The 16,965-nt window shown below is 72.9% G+C and carries 13 protein-coding genes; 8 read left to right on the forward strand and 5 right to left on the reverse strand.

Going from position 1 to position 16,965, the window contains the following annotated elements:
* Positions 1-140 precede the first annotated feature (140 nt).
* From BJ964_RS28245 to BJ964_RS28265, 5 genes are all read left to right on the forward strand, one after another.
* Positions 141-2,684: a putative baseplate assembly protein gene (locus tag BJ964_RS28245; RefSeq protein WP_188123508.1), complete on the forward strand. Its 2,544-nt coding sequence runs from the start codon at positions 141-143 to the stop codon at positions 2,682-2,684.
* 1 nt (position 2,685) lies between these two features.
* Complete coding sequence (locus BJ964_RS28250; RefSeq protein WP_188123509.1) at positions 2,686-5,832, forward strand: putative baseplate assembly protein; 3,147 nt, start codon at positions 2,686-2,688, stop codon at positions 5,830-5,832.
* Positions 5,829-7,898 (forward strand): hypothetical protein, encoded by a 2,070-nt coding sequence (locus BJ964_RS28255; RefSeq protein ID WP_188123510.1) that lies wholly within the window; start codon positions 5,829-5,831, stop codon positions 7,896-7,898. Before BJ964_RS28250 ends, BJ964_RS28255 begins: the two co-directional genes overlap by 4 nt.
* Before the next feature lie 14 nt (positions 7,899-7,912).
* A complete protein-coding gene (locus tag BJ964_RS28260) occupies positions 7,913-9,364 on the forward strand; it encodes a DUF6519 domain-containing protein (RefSeq protein ID WP_188123511.1) in 1,452 nt (483 codons plus the stop codon).
* A gap of 190 nt (positions 9,365-9,554) precedes the next feature.
* Positions 9,555-9,938 (forward strand): DUF6188 family protein, encoded by a 384-nt coding sequence (locus BJ964_RS28265; RefSeq protein WP_188123512.1) that lies wholly within the window; start codon positions 9,555-9,557, stop codon positions 9,936-9,938.
* On the opposite strand, the gene BJ964_RS28270 is transcribed toward BJ964_RS28265, so the two are convergent.
* Positions 9,917-10,888, reverse strand: a complete 972-nt coding sequence (locus BJ964_RS28270) for an NAD-dependent epimerase/dehydratase family protein (RefSeq protein WP_188123513.1) — start codon at positions 10,886-10,888, stop codon at positions 9,917-9,919. The genes BJ964_RS28265 and BJ964_RS28270 overlap by 22 nt on opposite strands.
* 99 nt (positions 10,889-10,987) lie before the next feature.
* Positions 10,988-12,202: a multidrug effflux MFS transporter gene (locus BJ964_RS28275; protein ID WP_188123514.1), complete on the reverse strand. Its 1,215-nt coding sequence runs from the start codon at positions 12,200-12,202 to the stop codon at positions 10,988-10,990.
* Positions 12,203-12,415: 213 nt separating this feature from the next.
* On the opposite strand from BJ964_RS28275, the gene BJ964_RS28280 reads away from it, so the two are divergent.
* The gene (locus BJ964_RS28280) at positions 12,416-12,598 is read left to right on the forward strand and encodes a hypothetical protein (protein WP_188123515.1); all 183 of its coding nucleotides are present in this window, start codon (positions 12,416-12,418) and stop codon (positions 12,596-12,598) included.
* Positions 12,599-12,668: 70 nt separating this feature from the next.
* Entirely contained in the window at positions 12,669-13,325 is a 657-nt protein-coding gene (locus BJ964_RS28285) for a hypothetical protein (protein ID WP_188123516.1), read from the forward strand.
* Between the two features lie 48 nt (positions 13,326-13,373).
* Here the strand turns inward: BJ964_RS28285 and BJ964_RS28290 are convergent, their stop codons facing one another.
* The gene (locus BJ964_RS28290; RefSeq protein ID WP_188123517.1) at positions 13,374-14,732 is read right to left on the reverse strand and encodes a PQQ-dependent sugar dehydrogenase; all 1,359 of its coding nucleotides are present in this window, start codon (positions 14,730-14,732) and stop codon (positions 13,374-13,376) included.
* A 163-nt stretch (positions 14,733-14,895) separates the two neighbouring features.
* Between BJ964_RS28290 and BJ964_RS28295 the strand changes: the two genes are divergently transcribed.
* Positions 14,896-15,318: a hypothetical protein gene (locus tag BJ964_RS28295; RefSeq protein ID WP_188123518.1), complete on the forward strand. Its 423-nt coding sequence runs from the start codon at positions 14,896-14,898 to the stop codon at positions 15,316-15,318.
* 49 nt (positions 15,319-15,367) lie between these two features.
* On the opposite strand, the gene BJ964_RS28300 is transcribed toward BJ964_RS28295, so the two are convergent.
* Together BJ964_RS28300 and BJ964_RS28305 are read right to left on the reverse strand one after the other, a co-directional pair.
* Positions 15,368-15,703: a hypothetical protein gene (locus tag BJ964_RS28300; RefSeq protein WP_188123519.1), complete on the reverse strand. Its 336-nt coding sequence runs from the start codon at positions 15,701-15,703 to the stop codon at positions 15,368-15,370.
* Complete coding sequence (locus tag BJ964_RS28305) at positions 15,700-16,884, reverse strand: cytochrome P450 (RefSeq protein WP_188123520.1); 1,185 nt, start codon at positions 16,882-16,884, stop codon at positions 15,700-15,702. Before BJ964_RS28305 ends, BJ964_RS28300 begins: the two co-directional genes overlap by 4 nt.
* Positions 16,885-16,965: the final 81 nt, after the last annotated feature.

Below are 16,965 nucleotides of genomic sequence, written 5' to 3' on the forward strand. Positions count from 1 at the left end.
GAGTGAATCATTCAGCTCAGTCTTGAACTCATTGCGACGCCGGAGCGCGGCGGAGGTGGCGCAGTGAGCGAGCTTGCGAGTGAATCATTCAGCTCAGTCTTGAACTCATTGCGACGCCGGAGCGCAGCGGAGGTGGCGCAATGAGCGACCGTAGGCGCGCGGCGATCCGGGTGGCCGGCCACAACGGGGTCGACGAGATCGAGGTGAGCGACGACGGGCTGCGGCTCTCCGTCACGTTCCTGGGCCGGGCCCCGGCCGATCTGGGACCCGGCAACATCCGCATCGACGGTGGCCGCCGCGTCACCGGCGTCACCGCGGTCGAGGTGGAGGTGGAGCACGCCGGCGACCCGGAGCTGGACGACCGGCTGCACGTCACCGTGGACCGGGCCGGCGACACCTCCCGCTACCGGCTGTCGATCGTCGAGACCGACGCCTACGGGCGGCCGGGGACCAGGCCCTACCCGGGTTTCGACCAGCGCTATCACGGTGCCGGGTTCCGGTTCCGGCCACAGTGCGCGCCGCCGTTCGAGCCGCCACCGCCGGACCGGGTGCGCCCGCCCGCGCCGGTGATCGACTACACGGCACGCGACTACGACACGATCCGGCGGCTGCTGCTGGACCGGATGGCGCTGACCGTTCCGGCGTGGGTGGAGCGCGGTCCGGCCGATCTCGGTGTCGCCCTGGTCGAGTTGCTGGCCTACACCGCTGACCAGATCTCGTACCAGCAGGATGCGGTCGCCACCGAGGCGTACCTGGACACCGCCCGCCACCGGGTCTCGGTCCGCCGCCACGCCAAGCTGATCGACTACCCGATGCACGACGGCTGCAACGCCCGCACGGTCGTCGTCGTGGACGTCGCCGAGCCGGTCACCCTCCACCCGGGCGAGTACCGGTTCGCGGCCGCCGACGCGCACCGGGGAGGCGTCGAGCACGCCCTGATCTTCGAACCGCTCGACCGGCGGCCGGCGCGACTGTGGCCGGAGCACAACGCCATCCGGTTCTGGACGTGGGAGGGCGACGAGCCGACGCTGTTGGCCGGGGCCACCGCGGCGACGCTGCGCGACGACGACCGCTGTCTGCGGTTGCGGCCCGGCGACGTGCTGGTTCTCGAGGAGACCCGTGGCCACCGACAGGCGGTTCGGCTGATTTCCGTCACGCCCGGCACGGACCGGCTCCGCGGGCAGGAGATCGTGGAGGTGACCTGGGCGGACGGGGACGCTCTCACCGGACCGCTGGACCTCTGCGACAGTGTGGCACGGGGCAACGCGATCCTGGTCGATCACGGCCGCACCCTCCCTGAACCCGAGCCGGTCAGCACGCCGGGGCCACGGTCGGTGACGCAGGCCGTCCCGTACCCGCTTCCCGAGCACGTCCGCGCCGGCCAGGCCGCCCACCTGGCCGCACTTCCGGAGCGCGCCCGGGAACGGCTGGCCGACCTGTGGCGCAGCGCCGTCGACCGCAACGGGCTGTCCGACGGCGAGGTCGACGAGCTGACCGTCCTGTTCGACCTGCCCTACGCCGAGCGCACCCGGCTGCGCGAGGACCCGGCCGGCACGCTGCGCGACCTGCTGGCCGGGAACAAGCGCCGGCTGGCCGGGAAGCTGCGCCGGCTGGAGGTGCTGGCCGCCCGCGCCCGCGCCGGAACGGTCCTCGGCGACCACATCGCCGAGGAGATCGCCCAGACCTGGGGAGACCGGTACGCGGACGGGCTGCGCCCCGGCGACCCGGTGCTGGCCGGCCCGGTCAGCGCGCTGGCCGGCGACCCAGGACGGGCCCTGCCCGTCCTGCACGGCGACTGGACACCGCGCCGCGACCTGCTCGACAGCGGCCCTCGCGACCGCCATGTGGTCGGCGAGCTCACCGACGACGGCCGGCTCCTGCTGCGCTTCAACACCCCACCCCCGCCCGGTACGAGGATCGGCTACCGGGTCGGCGGCGGCACGGCCGGGAACGTCGGCGCCGAGGCGATCACCCACCTGGTCATGTGCCGCGACGACGGCGAAAGACCGGCGGTCACCGGCGTACGCAATCCGCTGCCCGCCGTCGGCGGCACCGACCCGGAACCGGTCGACCAGGTCCGCCGTCTCGCCCCGCTCGCCCTGCGCCGTGAGCGGCAGCGGGCGATCACCGCGGCCGACTACGCCGAGCTGGCCTCCGCGCTGCCTGGCGTGCAACGGGCGGCCGCCGAGATCCGGTGGACCGGCAGCACCGCCGAGGCGCACGTCGCCATCGACGCCCGTGGCAGTGGAGTCCCGTCCCAACGGCTTCTGGACGAGGTGGCGGACCGGCTTGAGGCGTACCGGCGGATCGGCCACGACCTGGTGGTCGCCCCGGCGCGCCCGGTCCCGCTGGACATCGTGATCGAGGTGTGCGCCGCCCCCGGCCACCAGCACGGCCGCATCCTCGCCGAACTGCACCGCAAACTGTTCGCCGCCTTCCGCCCGGACGCGCTCACCTTCGGCGACCCGGTACGGGTGAGCCGGCTGACCGCCCTGGCCGCGTCCGTGCCCGGGGTGCGCACCGCCCGGGTGACCCGGCTGCGGCGGCTGTCCGCCCCGGACTCCGGGGAACTCGAGGCCGGCCTGCTGCGCCTCGGCCCGCTGGAGATCGCGCGGTGCGACAACGATCCGGACCGGCCGGAGAACGGCCGCCTGGAGACAGTCCTGACCGACGGAGGCGACTGACGTGGACCACGGCACGTTCCTCAGCGACATGCTGGACCACCCGGCGCTGCGCCGGCTCACCGTGCGCACCACCGACGACCCGGCGATCGCCCTGCTCGACGCGGCCGCCGTGGTCGCCGACCTGCTCACCTTCCACGGCGAGCGGATCGGCGACGAGGGCTACCTGCGGACCGCCCGGGACCGTCGCTCGCTCGGGCTGCTCGGCCGGCTGGTCGACTACCGGCCGCGGCCGGGGCTCGCGGCGGACACGCATCTCGCGTACCGGCTGGATCCCCGCTCCCAGCCCGGCGGCGCGGACGCGGACGTGCTGATCCCGCGCGGCTCGCGCAGCCGCAGCGTGCCCGCCGCCTCCGGGGAGCCGCCGCAGACCTTCGAGACCGACGCCGACCTGGTCGCCCGCGCCGCGTGGAACGACCTCGCGGTCCGCCGGCAGCGCCCCGATCCGCTCACCACCGACGATCTCACCCGGCGCGCCGAGATCCTGGTGGCCGGAACGGACACCCTGCTCGTGGTGGGGGACCGGCTGCTGTTCGTCTTCGGCGACGACCGGCGGCTGATTCCGGTGGCCCGCCTACGGATAGACAGGGAGCGGGACGTCACCGCGATCGGCCTGCCCGGCTCGCCGCCGCCGAGCCTTCCCGAGCTGATCGCCCAGCTCCGGCGCCGTCTCGCCGAGCCGCGCCCGAACGGCACGCTCGTGACCGAGACGGACCGGTCCGTGCTGGCCCCTCTGGACGCCGATCTCGATCAGATCAACACCACCGAGGGGTACGCCGAGCGCCTGGCCGATCCGATCCAGCGGCTCACCGAGGCCGCCGCCGTGGCCGGAACCCGTCAGGACATCGCCGACTGGTGCGAGCGGCTCGCGGCGGCCCTGGTGGATCAGGCCGCCCGCGCCCGGGATCTGGGTGGAGTCCACATCGAGGAGCCGACCGGTGCCGGGCTCGCCGCCGTGGCCGCCCTGACCGGCCTGTTCGCGCTGCGGGTCACCGCCACGCCGTTCGGCGCCACGGCACCCCTGCAACCGGTACGCGACCAGCAGGGCCGGGTGATCAACGTGACCGACTGGCCGTTGCCCGGCGCCACGCTGACCACCACCCGGATCGTCTTCGACACGGCCGGCCGGGTCCCCGTACGGGCCGAGTTCGTCCACGCCCAGCCGGACGGCACCGTCCAGCACGGCGAGAACCTGCCGGTCGCCGAGACCACCGTCGACCTCGGCCCCGGCCGGGTCACCGTGACCGGCACCGCCGAGAGGGTGACCGTCAACCTGCGGCCCGGCCTGCCCGAACACGAGCTGACCGTCACCACCCCGACCGCGGAACGCCGGGTCACGGTCACCGTCGCCGGCCAGTCCTTCGATCTGAACCCGGGCGACACCCGGCCGGTCACCGTGGACGGCCAGGTGATCGCCATCCGGTACCCGGGCGCCCTGGAGATCGCGGTCGCGACGGTGCCGGACGAGAGCCTCCGCACGGTGCTGTCGCTGGACGCCGTCCACAACACGGTCACCCCCGGCAGCCCGATCGTCGTCGAACGACCGGGCCGGCCGCCGCTCATCACCCGGGTCGCCGAGGCCCGCACCGCCACCTACGCCCAGTTCGGCATCACCGGCCGCGGCACCCGGCTCGTCCTCGACGACGCCTGGCTGGGCGAGGGCGACGTGCTGCTGTCCCAGATCCGCGACACCACGATCTACGCGGGCGGTGAGCCGCTCCGCCCGGCCGGGCAGCCGCTGGCCGAGGACGTGCACGGCGACCGGATCGAGCTGGACGACCGCCACGACGCCCTGCGCCCCGGCCGGATCCTGGCGGTCACCGGCGAACACACCGAGATCGTCACGATCGCCGCCGTCGGCCACGGACCGGCGAACACCACCATCGTGCTGGCCGGTCCGCTGGCCCACCGCTACCGGCGCGACACCGTCCGGATCCTCGGCAACGTCGTCCCCGCCAGCCACGGCGAGACCCGCGACGACCCGATCGGCAGCGGCGACGCCACCGCCGTCCACCAGACCTTCACCCTGTGGCAGGAACCGCTCACCTGGCTGCCGTCCGGCGACCCCGTCGGCGCCCGCCCGGCCTTGGAGGTCCGCGTCGACGGCCTGCTCTGGCAACTGGCCGACAGCCTGGACGGACGTGGCCCGGCGGAACGGGTCTACGTCCTCGGGAACACGCCGGACGGCCGGACCACGGTCACCTTCGGCGACGGTGTGCACGGCGCCCGGCTGCCGACCGGGCAGGAGAACATCCGTGTCCGCTACCGGTTCGGGGCCGGACCGGAGGGCAACCTGCCAGCCGGGCGGATCACCCAGCCGGTGACCCGGCCGCTCGGCGTCATCGGGGTCACCAACCCGGTTCCGGCCACCGGCGGCGCCGACCCGGACGGTCCCGGACTGGCCCGGCGGCGCATCCCGCTCGCGGTGGCCACCCTGGACCGGCTGCTGTCCACCCGGGACTACGCCGACTTCACCCGCTCCCGGGCCGGTATCGGACGGGCCACGGCGCGGGAGGTGTTCGACGGCCGCCGCCGGGTCGTGCACGTGACGGTGGCCGCGGTCGACGACGTACCCCTGGATCCGGGATCCGACCTGTTGCCCGCGCTGCGGGCGGCGCTGGCCGCCCACGGTGACCCACGCCTGCCGGTGCGTGTCGAAGTGCGTGAGCTGGTCGCGTTGCGGCTGGTCGCGGGGGTGAAGGTGGCCGCCGGGCACGCGTTCGAGATCGTCGCGCCACGGCTGGGACGGGCGCTGCTGGACCGGCTCGGCTACCGCGGCCGGGATCTCGCCCGGGACGCCTACCTGAGCGAGGTCATGGCGGTGGCCGACCGCACGCCCGGCGTCGACTACGTGGACGTGGCCGTTTTCGCCCCCACCGACGGGCCCGGACAACCGCTTCCAGTCGTGCCGGCGAGGCCCGCCCGCTACGTCGAACAGATCCACCGGGTCACCGGCCCGGACCCGCGGACCCTGACGGCGGTGGCGGCCGCGGCCGGAATCCCGCTGACCGAGCTGGCCCGCCTCAACCCCGACATCACCGATGTCCGGCCGCTCCCGCCCGGCCGGACGGTGACCGTCTTCCGCGGTCTCCGGCCGGCGCAGTTCGCCGTCCTCGCCGCCGACGGCCTGACCCTGACGGAGATCGCATGACCAGCGAAAGGCTCGCGGCCGGCGGATATCGCACGGGCGCCGCCGACGAACTCGTGGACCTGCTGCCGCGCTGGTACCGGCTGGCCGACGAGGAGGGCGGCGAGCCGCTGCGGGCGCTGCTCGCGGCGATCGAGGAGCAGATCGACCGGGTACGCGACGCGACCACCCGCCAGTACGAGGACTGGTTCGTGGAGACCGCCGCCGCCCGGGCGCTGCCGCTGATCGGCGACCTGGTCGGCTACCGGCCGCTGGCCGGATACCAGCGGATCCTCAGTGAAGGGCTGCACGACGGCGGCCCGTCCGGTGACTCGATCCGCCGTCTCGCCGAGGCGCTCGCCCCCAGGCGCGATGTCGCCGGCACGGTCGGATACCGCCGCCGCAAGGGCACCCTGTCGCTGCTGGAGGAGCTCGCCGACGCGGCCGCCGGCTGGCCGGCCCGCGCCGTGGAGACCTCCCGGCTGCTGGCGCACACCCAGCCGGTGCGCCTCTACGGGGGCACGACCCGGACCGACACGGTACGCGCCACCCGCGGCAGCCTCGCCGACCTGCGTGACGGCGGCGCCCTGGACCTGATCGGCACCCCGTTCGAGTCGTCCGCCCGCACCTTCGACGTCCGCCGCGCCGGGGTGGAGGTGCACGTGTGGCGGCAGAAGGCGTACCCGGTCACCGACGCCCCGGCGTACCGGGTGGAGGGGGCCCGCAACCGGTTCACCTTCTCCGTCCTGGGCGCCGACACCCACCTGGTGACCAGGCCCGAACCGGAGCCGTCCACCACCCATGCCGCCACCGTCGACAACGTGCCCGCCCGGCTGCGGCGGCGCCTGTTCGCCGACCGTCTGGCCGACTACTACGGGCCCGGCAAGTCGGTGGTGATCCGGCGCGGCGACCGGCTCGTCCCGGTGTCCGGCATCGTGGTCGCCGACCTGACCGGATGGCACTACCAGCCGGCCCGCGACCGGGTGGCGGTCGACCCGGAGCTGGGCCGGATCGCGTTCAGCCCCCGCGCCGACCTGGACGACGGGGTGCACGTCAGCTACCACTACGCGTTCAGCGACGACCTGGGCGGTGGCGAGTACCCGCGCGACCTCGTGGATCCGGACGGCACGACGGTGTACCGGGTGGGGCCTGGCCAGCCGTACCGCCGGATCGCCGACGCCCACCGCGAATGGCGTGCCGACCGGCCCGCCGACGCCGTCATCGAGATCACCGACAGTGGCGCCTACCAGGAGGAACTCGCGTTCCGGCTGGGCGGCGGGCAGCGGCTCACCCTGCGGGCCGCGGACGGCGCCCGGCCGGTGCTGCGGTTGCTCGACTGGTCCAGCAACCAGCCGGACGCCCTCGACATCGAGGCCGAGGACGGCTGCGCGGACGCGTCGGTGACCCTGGACGGGCTGCTGGTCGCCGGGCGCGGCATCCGGGCCGGCGGACCGCTCGCGACGCTTACCCTCCGGCACTGCACCCTGGTCCCGAACGGCGACGAACCCAGCCTGTTCCTGGAACGCGCCACCGCCACGGTCCACATCGAGCGGTGCGTGCTCGGCCCGATCCGGGTGCTCGCCGACGAGGTCGGCACCGACCCGGCGGCGATCCTCCTGCGCGACAGCATCCTGGACGCGGCCTGCCACGACGGTGCCGCACTGGCCGCGCCGGACGGCCGCCACGCGCACGCCGAACTGCACGCCGACCGGACCACGGTCATCGGCGAGACCCACGTCCACGCCGTCGGAACCGTCTCGGACAGCATCTTCACCGGGATCCTGCACGTCGCCCGGCGGCAGCGCGGCATCCTGCGGTTCTGCTTCGTGCCGCCGGGCTCCCGGACACCGCGCCGCGTCCGATGCCAATCCGGCCGCCGGCCGGTGTTCGCCGGGCTGGGGTACGGGGCGCCCGACTACGGCCGGCTCGCCGCCGACTGCCCCGCCGAGATCGCCCGCGGCGCCGGGGACGGCTCCGAGATGGGCGTCTTCCACGACCTCTACCAGCCGCAACGCGAGGACAACCTGCGTGCGCGGCTCGCCGAGTACACGCCCGCCGGCACCCGCGCCGCCATCGGCTTCGTCAGTTGAAGGGGAACCCGCACATGCACGCAGATCTGTCCCGCGACACCTTCCGTGCCGGCCGGAACTACTCGATGGTGCTCGCCCAGCAGGGCCGGGTCCAACTGGACGCCGACCTCAACGAGCAGGCCGCCATCCAGGAGCACCGGCTCCGTACCGTGGCCGCCGACCTGATCGGGCCGGACGGCGGGCCCCGCGACGACGCCGGATTCGCCATCACGCATGTGCCCGGCGAGGGCGGCGCCCCCGACGACCTGGCCATCGGGGAGGGCCGCTACTACGTCGACGGTGTCCTCATCGACGCCACCCGCCCGGTTCCCGCCATCGCGGTGCCCGACGAGGGTGCCCCGCCGGAGCCGGAGGACCCGCGCCCGTGGACCTGGTTCACCCAGCCCGACGGCTTCCGCGACCAGGACCGTACCGGCGACCGGCTGCCGGGCGTCTACCCGTACCTCGTGTATCTGAAAGTGTGGGAACGGGCCGTGACCGCCGTCGAGGAGCCCTCGTTGCGCGAGGTCGCGCTGGGTCCGGCGATGCCGGACACCGCGGCGCGGATCCGGGTGGTCTGGCAGGTGCACACGGTGCCCGAGGCGGAGCTCGGCCTTTCCGGGGACCCCGGCCCCGACACGGTACGGGCGGCGCTAGCCGACTGGGCCAGCCGTGACGACGAGCCGCGACTGGCCGCCCGCGCCCGCCGCCCCGAGGACACGACCGGCGACCCGTGCCTGATCCGGCCGGAGGCCCGGTTCCGTGGGCGTGAGAACCAGCTGTACCGGGTGGAGATCCACGATGCCGGCCCGGCCGCCGTGGCGACATTCAAGTGGTCGCGGGAGAACGGCTCGGTGGTGTTCGCCGTGCACGACGTCGACGGCGCCTGGGTGGAACTCGACACCCTGGACAAGGTGCAGCTCAGCGTGGGGGAGTGGGTGGAGGTGGTGGACACCGCCTACACCAGCCGGCAGGAGCCGTTGCCGCTGCTGCGGGTCGAGGAGGTGGACCTGCCGGGCGGCCGGGTACGCCTGTCCGCCGAACCCGCCGCCGGTGTGGGCCGCCGCCCGGAGTTGCGGCCCTACCTGCGGCGCTGGGACCACACCGCCGGCAGTCCGGACGGTGTGCTCCGGGTGGAGGAGGGCCGCTGGCTGCCGCTGGAGGACGGCGTCGAGGTGTATTTCGCGGCCGGGGACTTCGCCTACGCCACCGGCGATTCCTGGCTGATCCCGGCCCGGACCGCCACCGGCGACGTCGAGTGGCCCCGCGACCCGGCCGGCCGCCCTCTGCTGGCCGAACCGTCCGGCGGCGCCGTCGCGCACGCCCCGCTGGCCTGGGTCACCGGCCCCGGCGAGCAGACCGACCTGCGCCTGCTCTTCGACCCGCTGGCCCGTGCCGTGCGGCCCGCCGCGGAGGAGGGCGCCACCAAGGCCGCCCGCCCGGCCGCCAAGCGCCGCACCCGCCGGACCACGGGAGACAGCCGGTAACGCCCGGTGGGCCGGGTGGGCGCACACGCGGGACCTCTCGTGTGCGCCGGCCACCGTCATACCCGAGGTGGGCGATCCCGGTGCCGCCATCGTGCGCGGGCGTTCACCCGCCGTGGCCGTAGATCACGATCACCAATCTGTCTAGTGGTCGTTAAGGTTCTCTTATGGAAGTCCCCGCTACGTTCTCGCCATGGCGGTCATGTCTTCCCCACAACTGGCGGCGCTGACCGGGCAGCGGCTCACCAGCGTCCTGCTCGGGGACGCCGTCTCCCTGCGGTTCACCGGCGGCGACGAGGTGCTGTTCGAGGGCGTCGCACACCTCGACGGTTTCGGCATCCGGCCCGGCGACGACTCGGTGGACGCTCTCGTGACGCTGCTCGGCGATGAGGTCCGGGATGCCCGCGCCGGGGCCGGTGGCGAGCTGCGGATCAGCTTCGGCAGCGGGGCGCAGCTGGTGGTCGACGCCGACGCGGAGGCTGAGTCGTGGGCGATCGCCGGGGCGGACGGCCGGCTCATCGTGTGCCTGGCCAAGGGGGAACTGGCCGTCTGGGATCAGGCCGGCACGAGGCCCTGATCGCGTAGCCACCGCCCGGTTCGCGCCATCCCCTCGGTGAGGTCCACCCGGGGCTGGTAGCCGAGCAGCCGCCGGGCCTTCTGGATCGAGTAGGTGCCGGTCCGGGTGAAGTAGAGCATCGAGGTCGCGTTCACCTCGGTCGGGCCGCTGACCAGCCGGATGGCGGTGCCCATGATTCCGGCCACGGCGACCGCCAATGGGGTGGGCAGCACGACCGGGCCGCGTTTGCCGAGCATCCGGTAGTAGTGGCCGAAGAACTCCCGGCACGGCACCCCGGCACCGCCGGTCAGCGTGAAGATCTGGCCGGCGGCCTCCGGCTTCCCGGCGGCGAGCAGTACCCCGTCGATCAGGTCGTCGATGTAGACCGGGCTGAAGATTCCGTGGCCGCCCGCGGGCAGCAGGAACCGGTTCGTGCGGATCAGTTCGACCGGCAGGACCGTCCACGGACGTGAGCCCGGCCCGTAGACGTCACCGGGCCGCACGATGGTCACCGCGATCCGGCCCTCGGCGTGCGCCTGCAACGCCACCTGCTCGCCGGCGATCTTGGTGTCCACGTACGGGTTCCCGTCCGTCCGGACCGGATGGTCCTCGCTCACGCCGTCCGGGAAGCCCAGGTCGGAGAACGCCCGGATCGACGAGAACTGGAGGAACCGGCCGGCCTTTCCGCGGACCGCGGCGTCCAGGGCGTGGCGGGTGCCGGCCACGTTGACCCGCCACTGCTCGTCCAGGCCGACCGCGTTGGAGACCACGGCGGCCGTGTGGATGACCAGATCCGCTCCGGCGGCGGCGTCCTGCCAGGAGCCCTCCTCGCCGATGTCCCCGGCGACCACCCCGGCGGCCTCGTCGGCGCGCAGGTCCACGCCGGTGACCGTGTCGCCGCGGGCGCGGAGCCGGGTGGCCAGAGCGCGTGCGATGAACCCGTTGGCGCCGGTGATGAAGACTACGGACACTCGATCTCCTCGGCGCTCGTCCCGATCCGTTCCGATATGGATGCAGCTCGTTTCTAGCACCCGGTCGAGCGCGTCCGTAGGACCGGAAAGGTGGTGAGATCAGCCGACCGGGATGGCCGATGCCGGGCGACGGGTTTTCGTCAGCACGCACATCAGGGCGAAAGCGGCCGCGAAGAAGCCGCTCATGGCGATCGCCATCGGCGTCAGCGTGTCGTGGCCGAACACGCCGGTCAGCGGTGTCACCAGGGCCGCGGTCAGGAAGGTGAGGCCGCCCTGGAGTGCCGACGCGGTGCCGGCCGCCCGGCGCCCGGCCTCCTGCGCCAGCGCGGTGCTCGCCGGGATCGAGAAACCCATCCCGGCGACGACGGCGCACAGCAGCGCCCACGGCACGGCCAGCGGAACCGACTCCGGCCCGGCGAGCGCCACCGCGGGCAGGCCGGCCGCGCCGAGTGTCGACACGGTGATGCCGACCGCCCGCAGCCGGACCGCTCCGGCCCGCACCACGAGCGCCCGGAAGAGCAGGCTGAACAGGGCCATCCCGGCGGCGTTCGACGCGAAGACGATCGTGTACTGGGTGGGGCTCAGGTCGTACACCGAACGCAGCACGAACGCCGATCCGCCGATGTAGGTGAAGAAGCCCGCCGCGGCCAGGCACTGCAGCGTCACGTGCCGCATGAACGACCAGTCCCGGGTCAGGTCGGCCATCCGGACGCCGAGCGCCCGCAGGCCGGCCGGATGCCGCTGCGGCGGTGGCAGGGTCTCGGCGATGCCCAGTGTCACCGCCACGGCCATCGCCGCGCCCAGCAGGGTCAGGGCCGCGAAGACGGTCCGCCAGGTGCCGTGCGCCAGGATCACGCCACCGATCGCCGGCGCCACCACCGGCCCGAAGAAGGTGACCGACGAGATCGCGCCGAATGCGGCCGCCGCCCGGTCCCCGCGGTAGGTGTCGGTGACCACCGCGCGACCCAGCGCCACACCGCCGCCGGCCACGAAACCCTGCAACAGCCGGGCGGCCACCAGCACCGTCCCGGTCGGGCTCAGCCCGCACACCACCGACAGCACCGCGAACAGCACGCTGCACCCGATGAGCAGGCGGCGGCGACCGTACGAATCACTCAGCGGCCCGATCAGGAACTGCCCCGCCGCCATGCCGACGATGAACGCGGTCAGCGTCAGCTGCGCCACCGTCGCGCTGGTCTCCAATGTGCGCCGCAACTCCGGCAGCGCCGCGATGTAGGTGTCGGTGGCGAACGGGCCGACCCCCATGACCAGGATCAACGCGACCAGGGCGGGCCGCCGGGGCGGGGTGGACAAGACGGTTTCCCTCCTGTCCGGCGGCACCGCGCCACCGGACAGGGTGAAGTCTGCCCAATCCGCCGCGGGGCCGCTGTGATCGGCCGTACGTTCTATGCGGAAACTGTGCGGTCGATAGCAATATCGTGTGCCCGCCTGTCGATTCTTGACACTGCCTGACCAGGATTCCTAACGTTCTCGCAACAGCCGGAATTCTTTTCTTCGGAGGGTTTCATGTCCACCGCCGTCCGCGCCGCCATAGGTTTCATGATCCGGCTCCATCGACCCGCTCTGGCCAGCCCGGACAGACGTCCCGAGCCGCAGGTGGGCTACGATTTCGACTTTGATTTCGACGACGCCGACGACGACCGGGAATTCGAGGACGACGATTTAGATCCTCATTTCCCCCACTCATGACCACAGTGCTGTACCGGCGCTGTGAAATAGCCGCGAATAGCCTGTGGATCGCATCTTCTACGATGTTGACGTGCTGAATTCGGCGTTCACCGCCCGGGTTGTCGTCCCCGTCGAGATCCTGTTGGCCGCCGCCTATGTCGCCGTGGACGTCCCGACCGGGGGCGAGTTCGGCCGGACCGCCTTCCCATGGATGCTGGGCCTGGTCCTGCTGTTCGGCGCGCTCAGCTTCTGGGCCGCCCTGCGCCGGCATCCGGCCGCCCTTGTCCTGCGCCCGGGAGTCGCCGCCTTCGACGCGCCGCCGAGCCCGCTGCCGGTTCTCGCCTTCACCGCACTGATGCCGATGACCACCGAGAAGCTGAGCACCACCATCGACCGGGTGGCGAACCGGGTGGACCCGTGGTGGCTGGACATTCTGAGTACCACGGTGTGGATCGGGTTCCTGACCGTGCTGGCGGTGGCCGCCTGGCGCGGGTTCGGCGTCCGCCTGCGCCCGGACGGGATACTGGACCGCCGTCCGGTCCGCCCGGTGTTCATGCCGTGGCAGTCCCTCGGGCCGGGACGGCCTGTCGTGGCCGGCCGTTTCCAGGTCCTGGTCGGGCGCCGTGGCCTGTCCACGTGGAACATCGACAGCACCTTCCTGGCCCGGGTCATCCAGGAGTACGCCGACCACCCCGAACACCGGCCCGCCATCGGCACCGAGGCCGAACTGCGCCGCCTTCTCGACTAGCCGACTCTCAGCGCTGTCCCGACGCGCGTGAGCCGGCCGGCGCCGAGGTCAGGGGGCGGTGACCCGGTAGACGGCGCCGGCGTGGTCGTCGCTGACGTAAAGGGCGCCGTCCGGGCCCTGAACCGCCATCACCGGGCGGCCCCACCGGGAGCCGTCCTCGTTCTGGAAGCCGGTCAGCAGGGTCTGCTGCGGGCCGAGCGTCCCGTTGCGCCAGGCGAAGAAGGACACCTCCGGCGGCCGGGGCGGGTTACGGTTCCACGAGCCGTGGATCCCGGCCAGCGCGCCCGGCCCGTACGACCCGGCCAGACCCGGCGACACGGCGAAACTCAGGCCGAGCGGCGCCGAGTGCGCGCCCATGCCCTGCTCGACGGGCGCCAGCTTCGAGCAGTCCAGCTTCGCGCCGCCGGGATTGGTCTGGAAGTCCCGCACGAACGGCCGCCCGGTGTAGCTCAGCGCCGACTCCGGATCGCCGGGTGACAGGTCGGGCTCCGAGTTGCAGTACGGCCAGCCCAGCTCACGGCCCTGCGTCAGCCGGGCCAGTTGCTCCATCGGGTGGTCGTTGACGTACGACTGCATCACCTCGCCCCGGTCGCCGCCGCTGTTGCCGTCGTAGTCCCGGTCGTACGGGAACTCGATGTTGTCGCGGTGATTGACCGCCGTCCACACCGCCCCGTCCGGGTCGACGGCCAGCCCGGTCCCGTTGCGGACACCCCGCGCGAACACGGTGGGCTCGCCACCGGCGGCCGGCGCCTTCAGGATCGTCGCCCGCTCCGGCGAGGCGTCCCGGTCCTCCTCCGAGATGTTGCCGGTCGACCCGACCGAGATGTAGATCGCCCCGTCCGGGCCGATCGCCACGCTCTTGAGCGCGTGCGAATAGGCGCCGCGCAGCTCCGGGCTCTTGTCGTCGGGCAACCCGCCGACGACGACCCGCCCATTCAAGACCTTTCCATGCCGGTACGTGTACGCGTTGACCTGGTCGCTTTCGGCCACGTAGAGGGTGTCGCCGGAGAACGCCAGCCCGTGCGGCTGATTGAGCCCGCTGAGCAGGGTCTCCTGTCGTGGCACCCCACCGCCCGGCACCAGCGCGACGACGTCACCGAACTTGGGCCGCGACACCAGCAGCCGCCGGTCCGGCGTCCAGGCGAGCAGCCGTGCGCTGGGGATCCGCGCCCACACGCTGACCGTCCAGCCGGGGGGCGCCTGCATCCGCCGTTTCTCGTCGAACGGCGCCGTTCCGGCCCCATCGAGGACCCGCACATCGGTGGCCTCCAGGTCCGGCACCTGAGCCACGGCCGACGACGGCGGCGGCACGGTCGGCCGCGCCGCCGCGACCGGCTCGTCCGCCGAACAGCCGGCCAGACCGGCCAACAGGCTCAAACCCACGACACCCCGGGTGATCGTCCTCATCGGCCCACCTTATCGACGCGCCGCCCGGTGGAGCCGGTTGCGCGAACCGCGCAGCGACCGCCCTGCCGCCGAGATCCTGCATTCACCGGTACGGGCGTGACATCCCACCACGGGTCCGACCGTATGCTACGAAGCGTAACCATCATGATCATCGGGGCTGAAAATGAGTGACCTGCTCAAGACGCACATCGAGAACGTGCTCGAAGCCAACTACGCCACCGTCTCCAAGACCATGCAGCGCGTCGAGGACTACGAGGCGCAGGGCCGCCGCGTCATCACCGGCGGTCAGATCGGCGAGGACTCCTGGGACATCATCGACTGGCGTACCAACGAGATCCTCGCCGCCGGTACCGACGGCCTGGCCGGGTACGCCGCGGCCGGCACCGAGCTCGACCCGGACGGCACCTGGATCCACCTCGACCAGATCCTCGAGGAGGACGAGTCGGAGTATGTGGAGACGCCCGGCCTGCCCGAGGGTCTGGCCGCCACCATCGAGGACTGGGTCCTGACCGGCGACCCGGAGGAGATCGCCGCGTTCATCGGCTGGCCTCTGGAGAAGGTCGAGGAGTACCAGGCCGAGGCGTGACAGTTTCGCGAATCGGCCACAGTGCTGCGAACCTGGACCGATGCGTCTCCTAGTCTTCGGCGCCGCGCTCCTCGTCCTGCTGCTGGCGCTGCTGGTCCTGGCCCTCGGCATCGCCTCCGCCATGGGCCTGGTCGAGCTGCGGTTCGGCGCCCCATCCTGACGCCTGCCGCCGCCGGGCGAGGAGTTCCGCGTCGGCCTCCCGCCCGGCCAGGCGGCCCGTCTCGTACCACCGGGCCGCCTGTCCGGCCTTGCGCTGGGCATGGATGAACCAGTTGTCCGCCGCGACCGCGTCACGGAATGCCGCCTCGCCTCTCGCGAGCAGCGTGTCGGCGGGGACGTCCACCGGGAATTCCCGCCAGCCCGCAGCCTCGGTGGACCGGGTCATCCGGTGGTGACCGGGAGAGTGGCGTAGCCGCGCAGAACCAGGCGGTCACGGCGTTCCGGGACGCCGGCCAGGGCCAGGCCGGGCAGCGTGGCCAGAATCAGTGGGAACGCCACCTGCGCCTCCAGGCGGGCCAGTGGGGCGCCCAGGCAGTAGTGGGCGCCGCCGCCGAAGGAGACCGGCTGGACGTTGGGCCGGTCGGGGTCGAAGCGGTGCGGGTCGGGATAGCGGGCCGGGTCGCGGTTGGCGGAGCCGAGCAGCAGCGTCAGCGCCGAGCCGGCCTCCAGCTTCCGGCCGTCCAGCTCCACCGCCGTCGAGGTGAACCGGGACGCCAACTGCACCGGGGAGTCGTACCGGAGCATCTCCTCGACGAACGCGGGCGCGAGGCCCGGATCGGAGCGCAACCGGGTGGCCAGATCGGGATGGTCCAACAGGATCTGTAGCCCGGTGCCGAGCAGGTTGGTGGTGGTCTCGAAGCCGGCGACCAGCAGCAGCACCAGGTTGGCCAGCAGCTCACTGCCGGTCAGGCCGGATCCGGCGGCGGCGAGCGCGCTGGTCAGATCCTCCCGCGGGTGGCGTTGCCGTTCGGCGATCAGGCCGATGAAGTAGTCCTCCAGTTCACGGGCGGCGGCGTCGGCGGCCCGCATCTCCTCCTCGGTGCTGATCGGCTCCAGCACCACGGTCAGGTCGGCGGCCTGCCGCCGGAACCACGGCATGTCGGTGTCCGGAACTCCGAGCAGCGCACAGATCACGCCGATCGGCAGCGGGTAGGCGAACGCCGTCATGAAGTCGGTCTCGCCCGGCATCGCCTCGATCAGCTCCCCGGCCTGACGAGTGATCACGTCGCGCATCGCGGCGACCCGGCGGGCGGTGAACGTGGACGCGGCCGCCCGGCGCACCCGGGTGTGGTCCGGCGGATTGTTCTGCAACATGGACCGCACGATCGCGGCGACGCCCCGGTTCTCCCGCCAGTCCGGCCAGAACCCGTCGTAGTCGGCGGCGTCGGCCACCCGCATGCCGGGATCCCGCAGGATCCGGCTGGTCAGCTCGTGGGTGGTGACGAACCAGCGATCGTCGATCGCCTGGAAGACCGGCGCATGGCCGCGAAGCACCTCATAGGCGGGATACGGATCCTGGCGTCCTTCGGCCGAGAAGAGTGAGGTCAGCGCGCTCTGGAAATCCATGCCGCCCATCATGGCGCGGGCAGGCCAGTGCGGCGACGGCGCGAGCGCGGATCATTCTCAGACCATTTCGGGGGTACGCCG

Source organism: Actinoplanes lobatus (assembly GCF_014205215.1).
GTDB lineage: Bacteria > Actinomycetota > Actinomycetes > Mycobacteriales > Micromonosporaceae > Actinoplanes > Actinoplanes lobatus.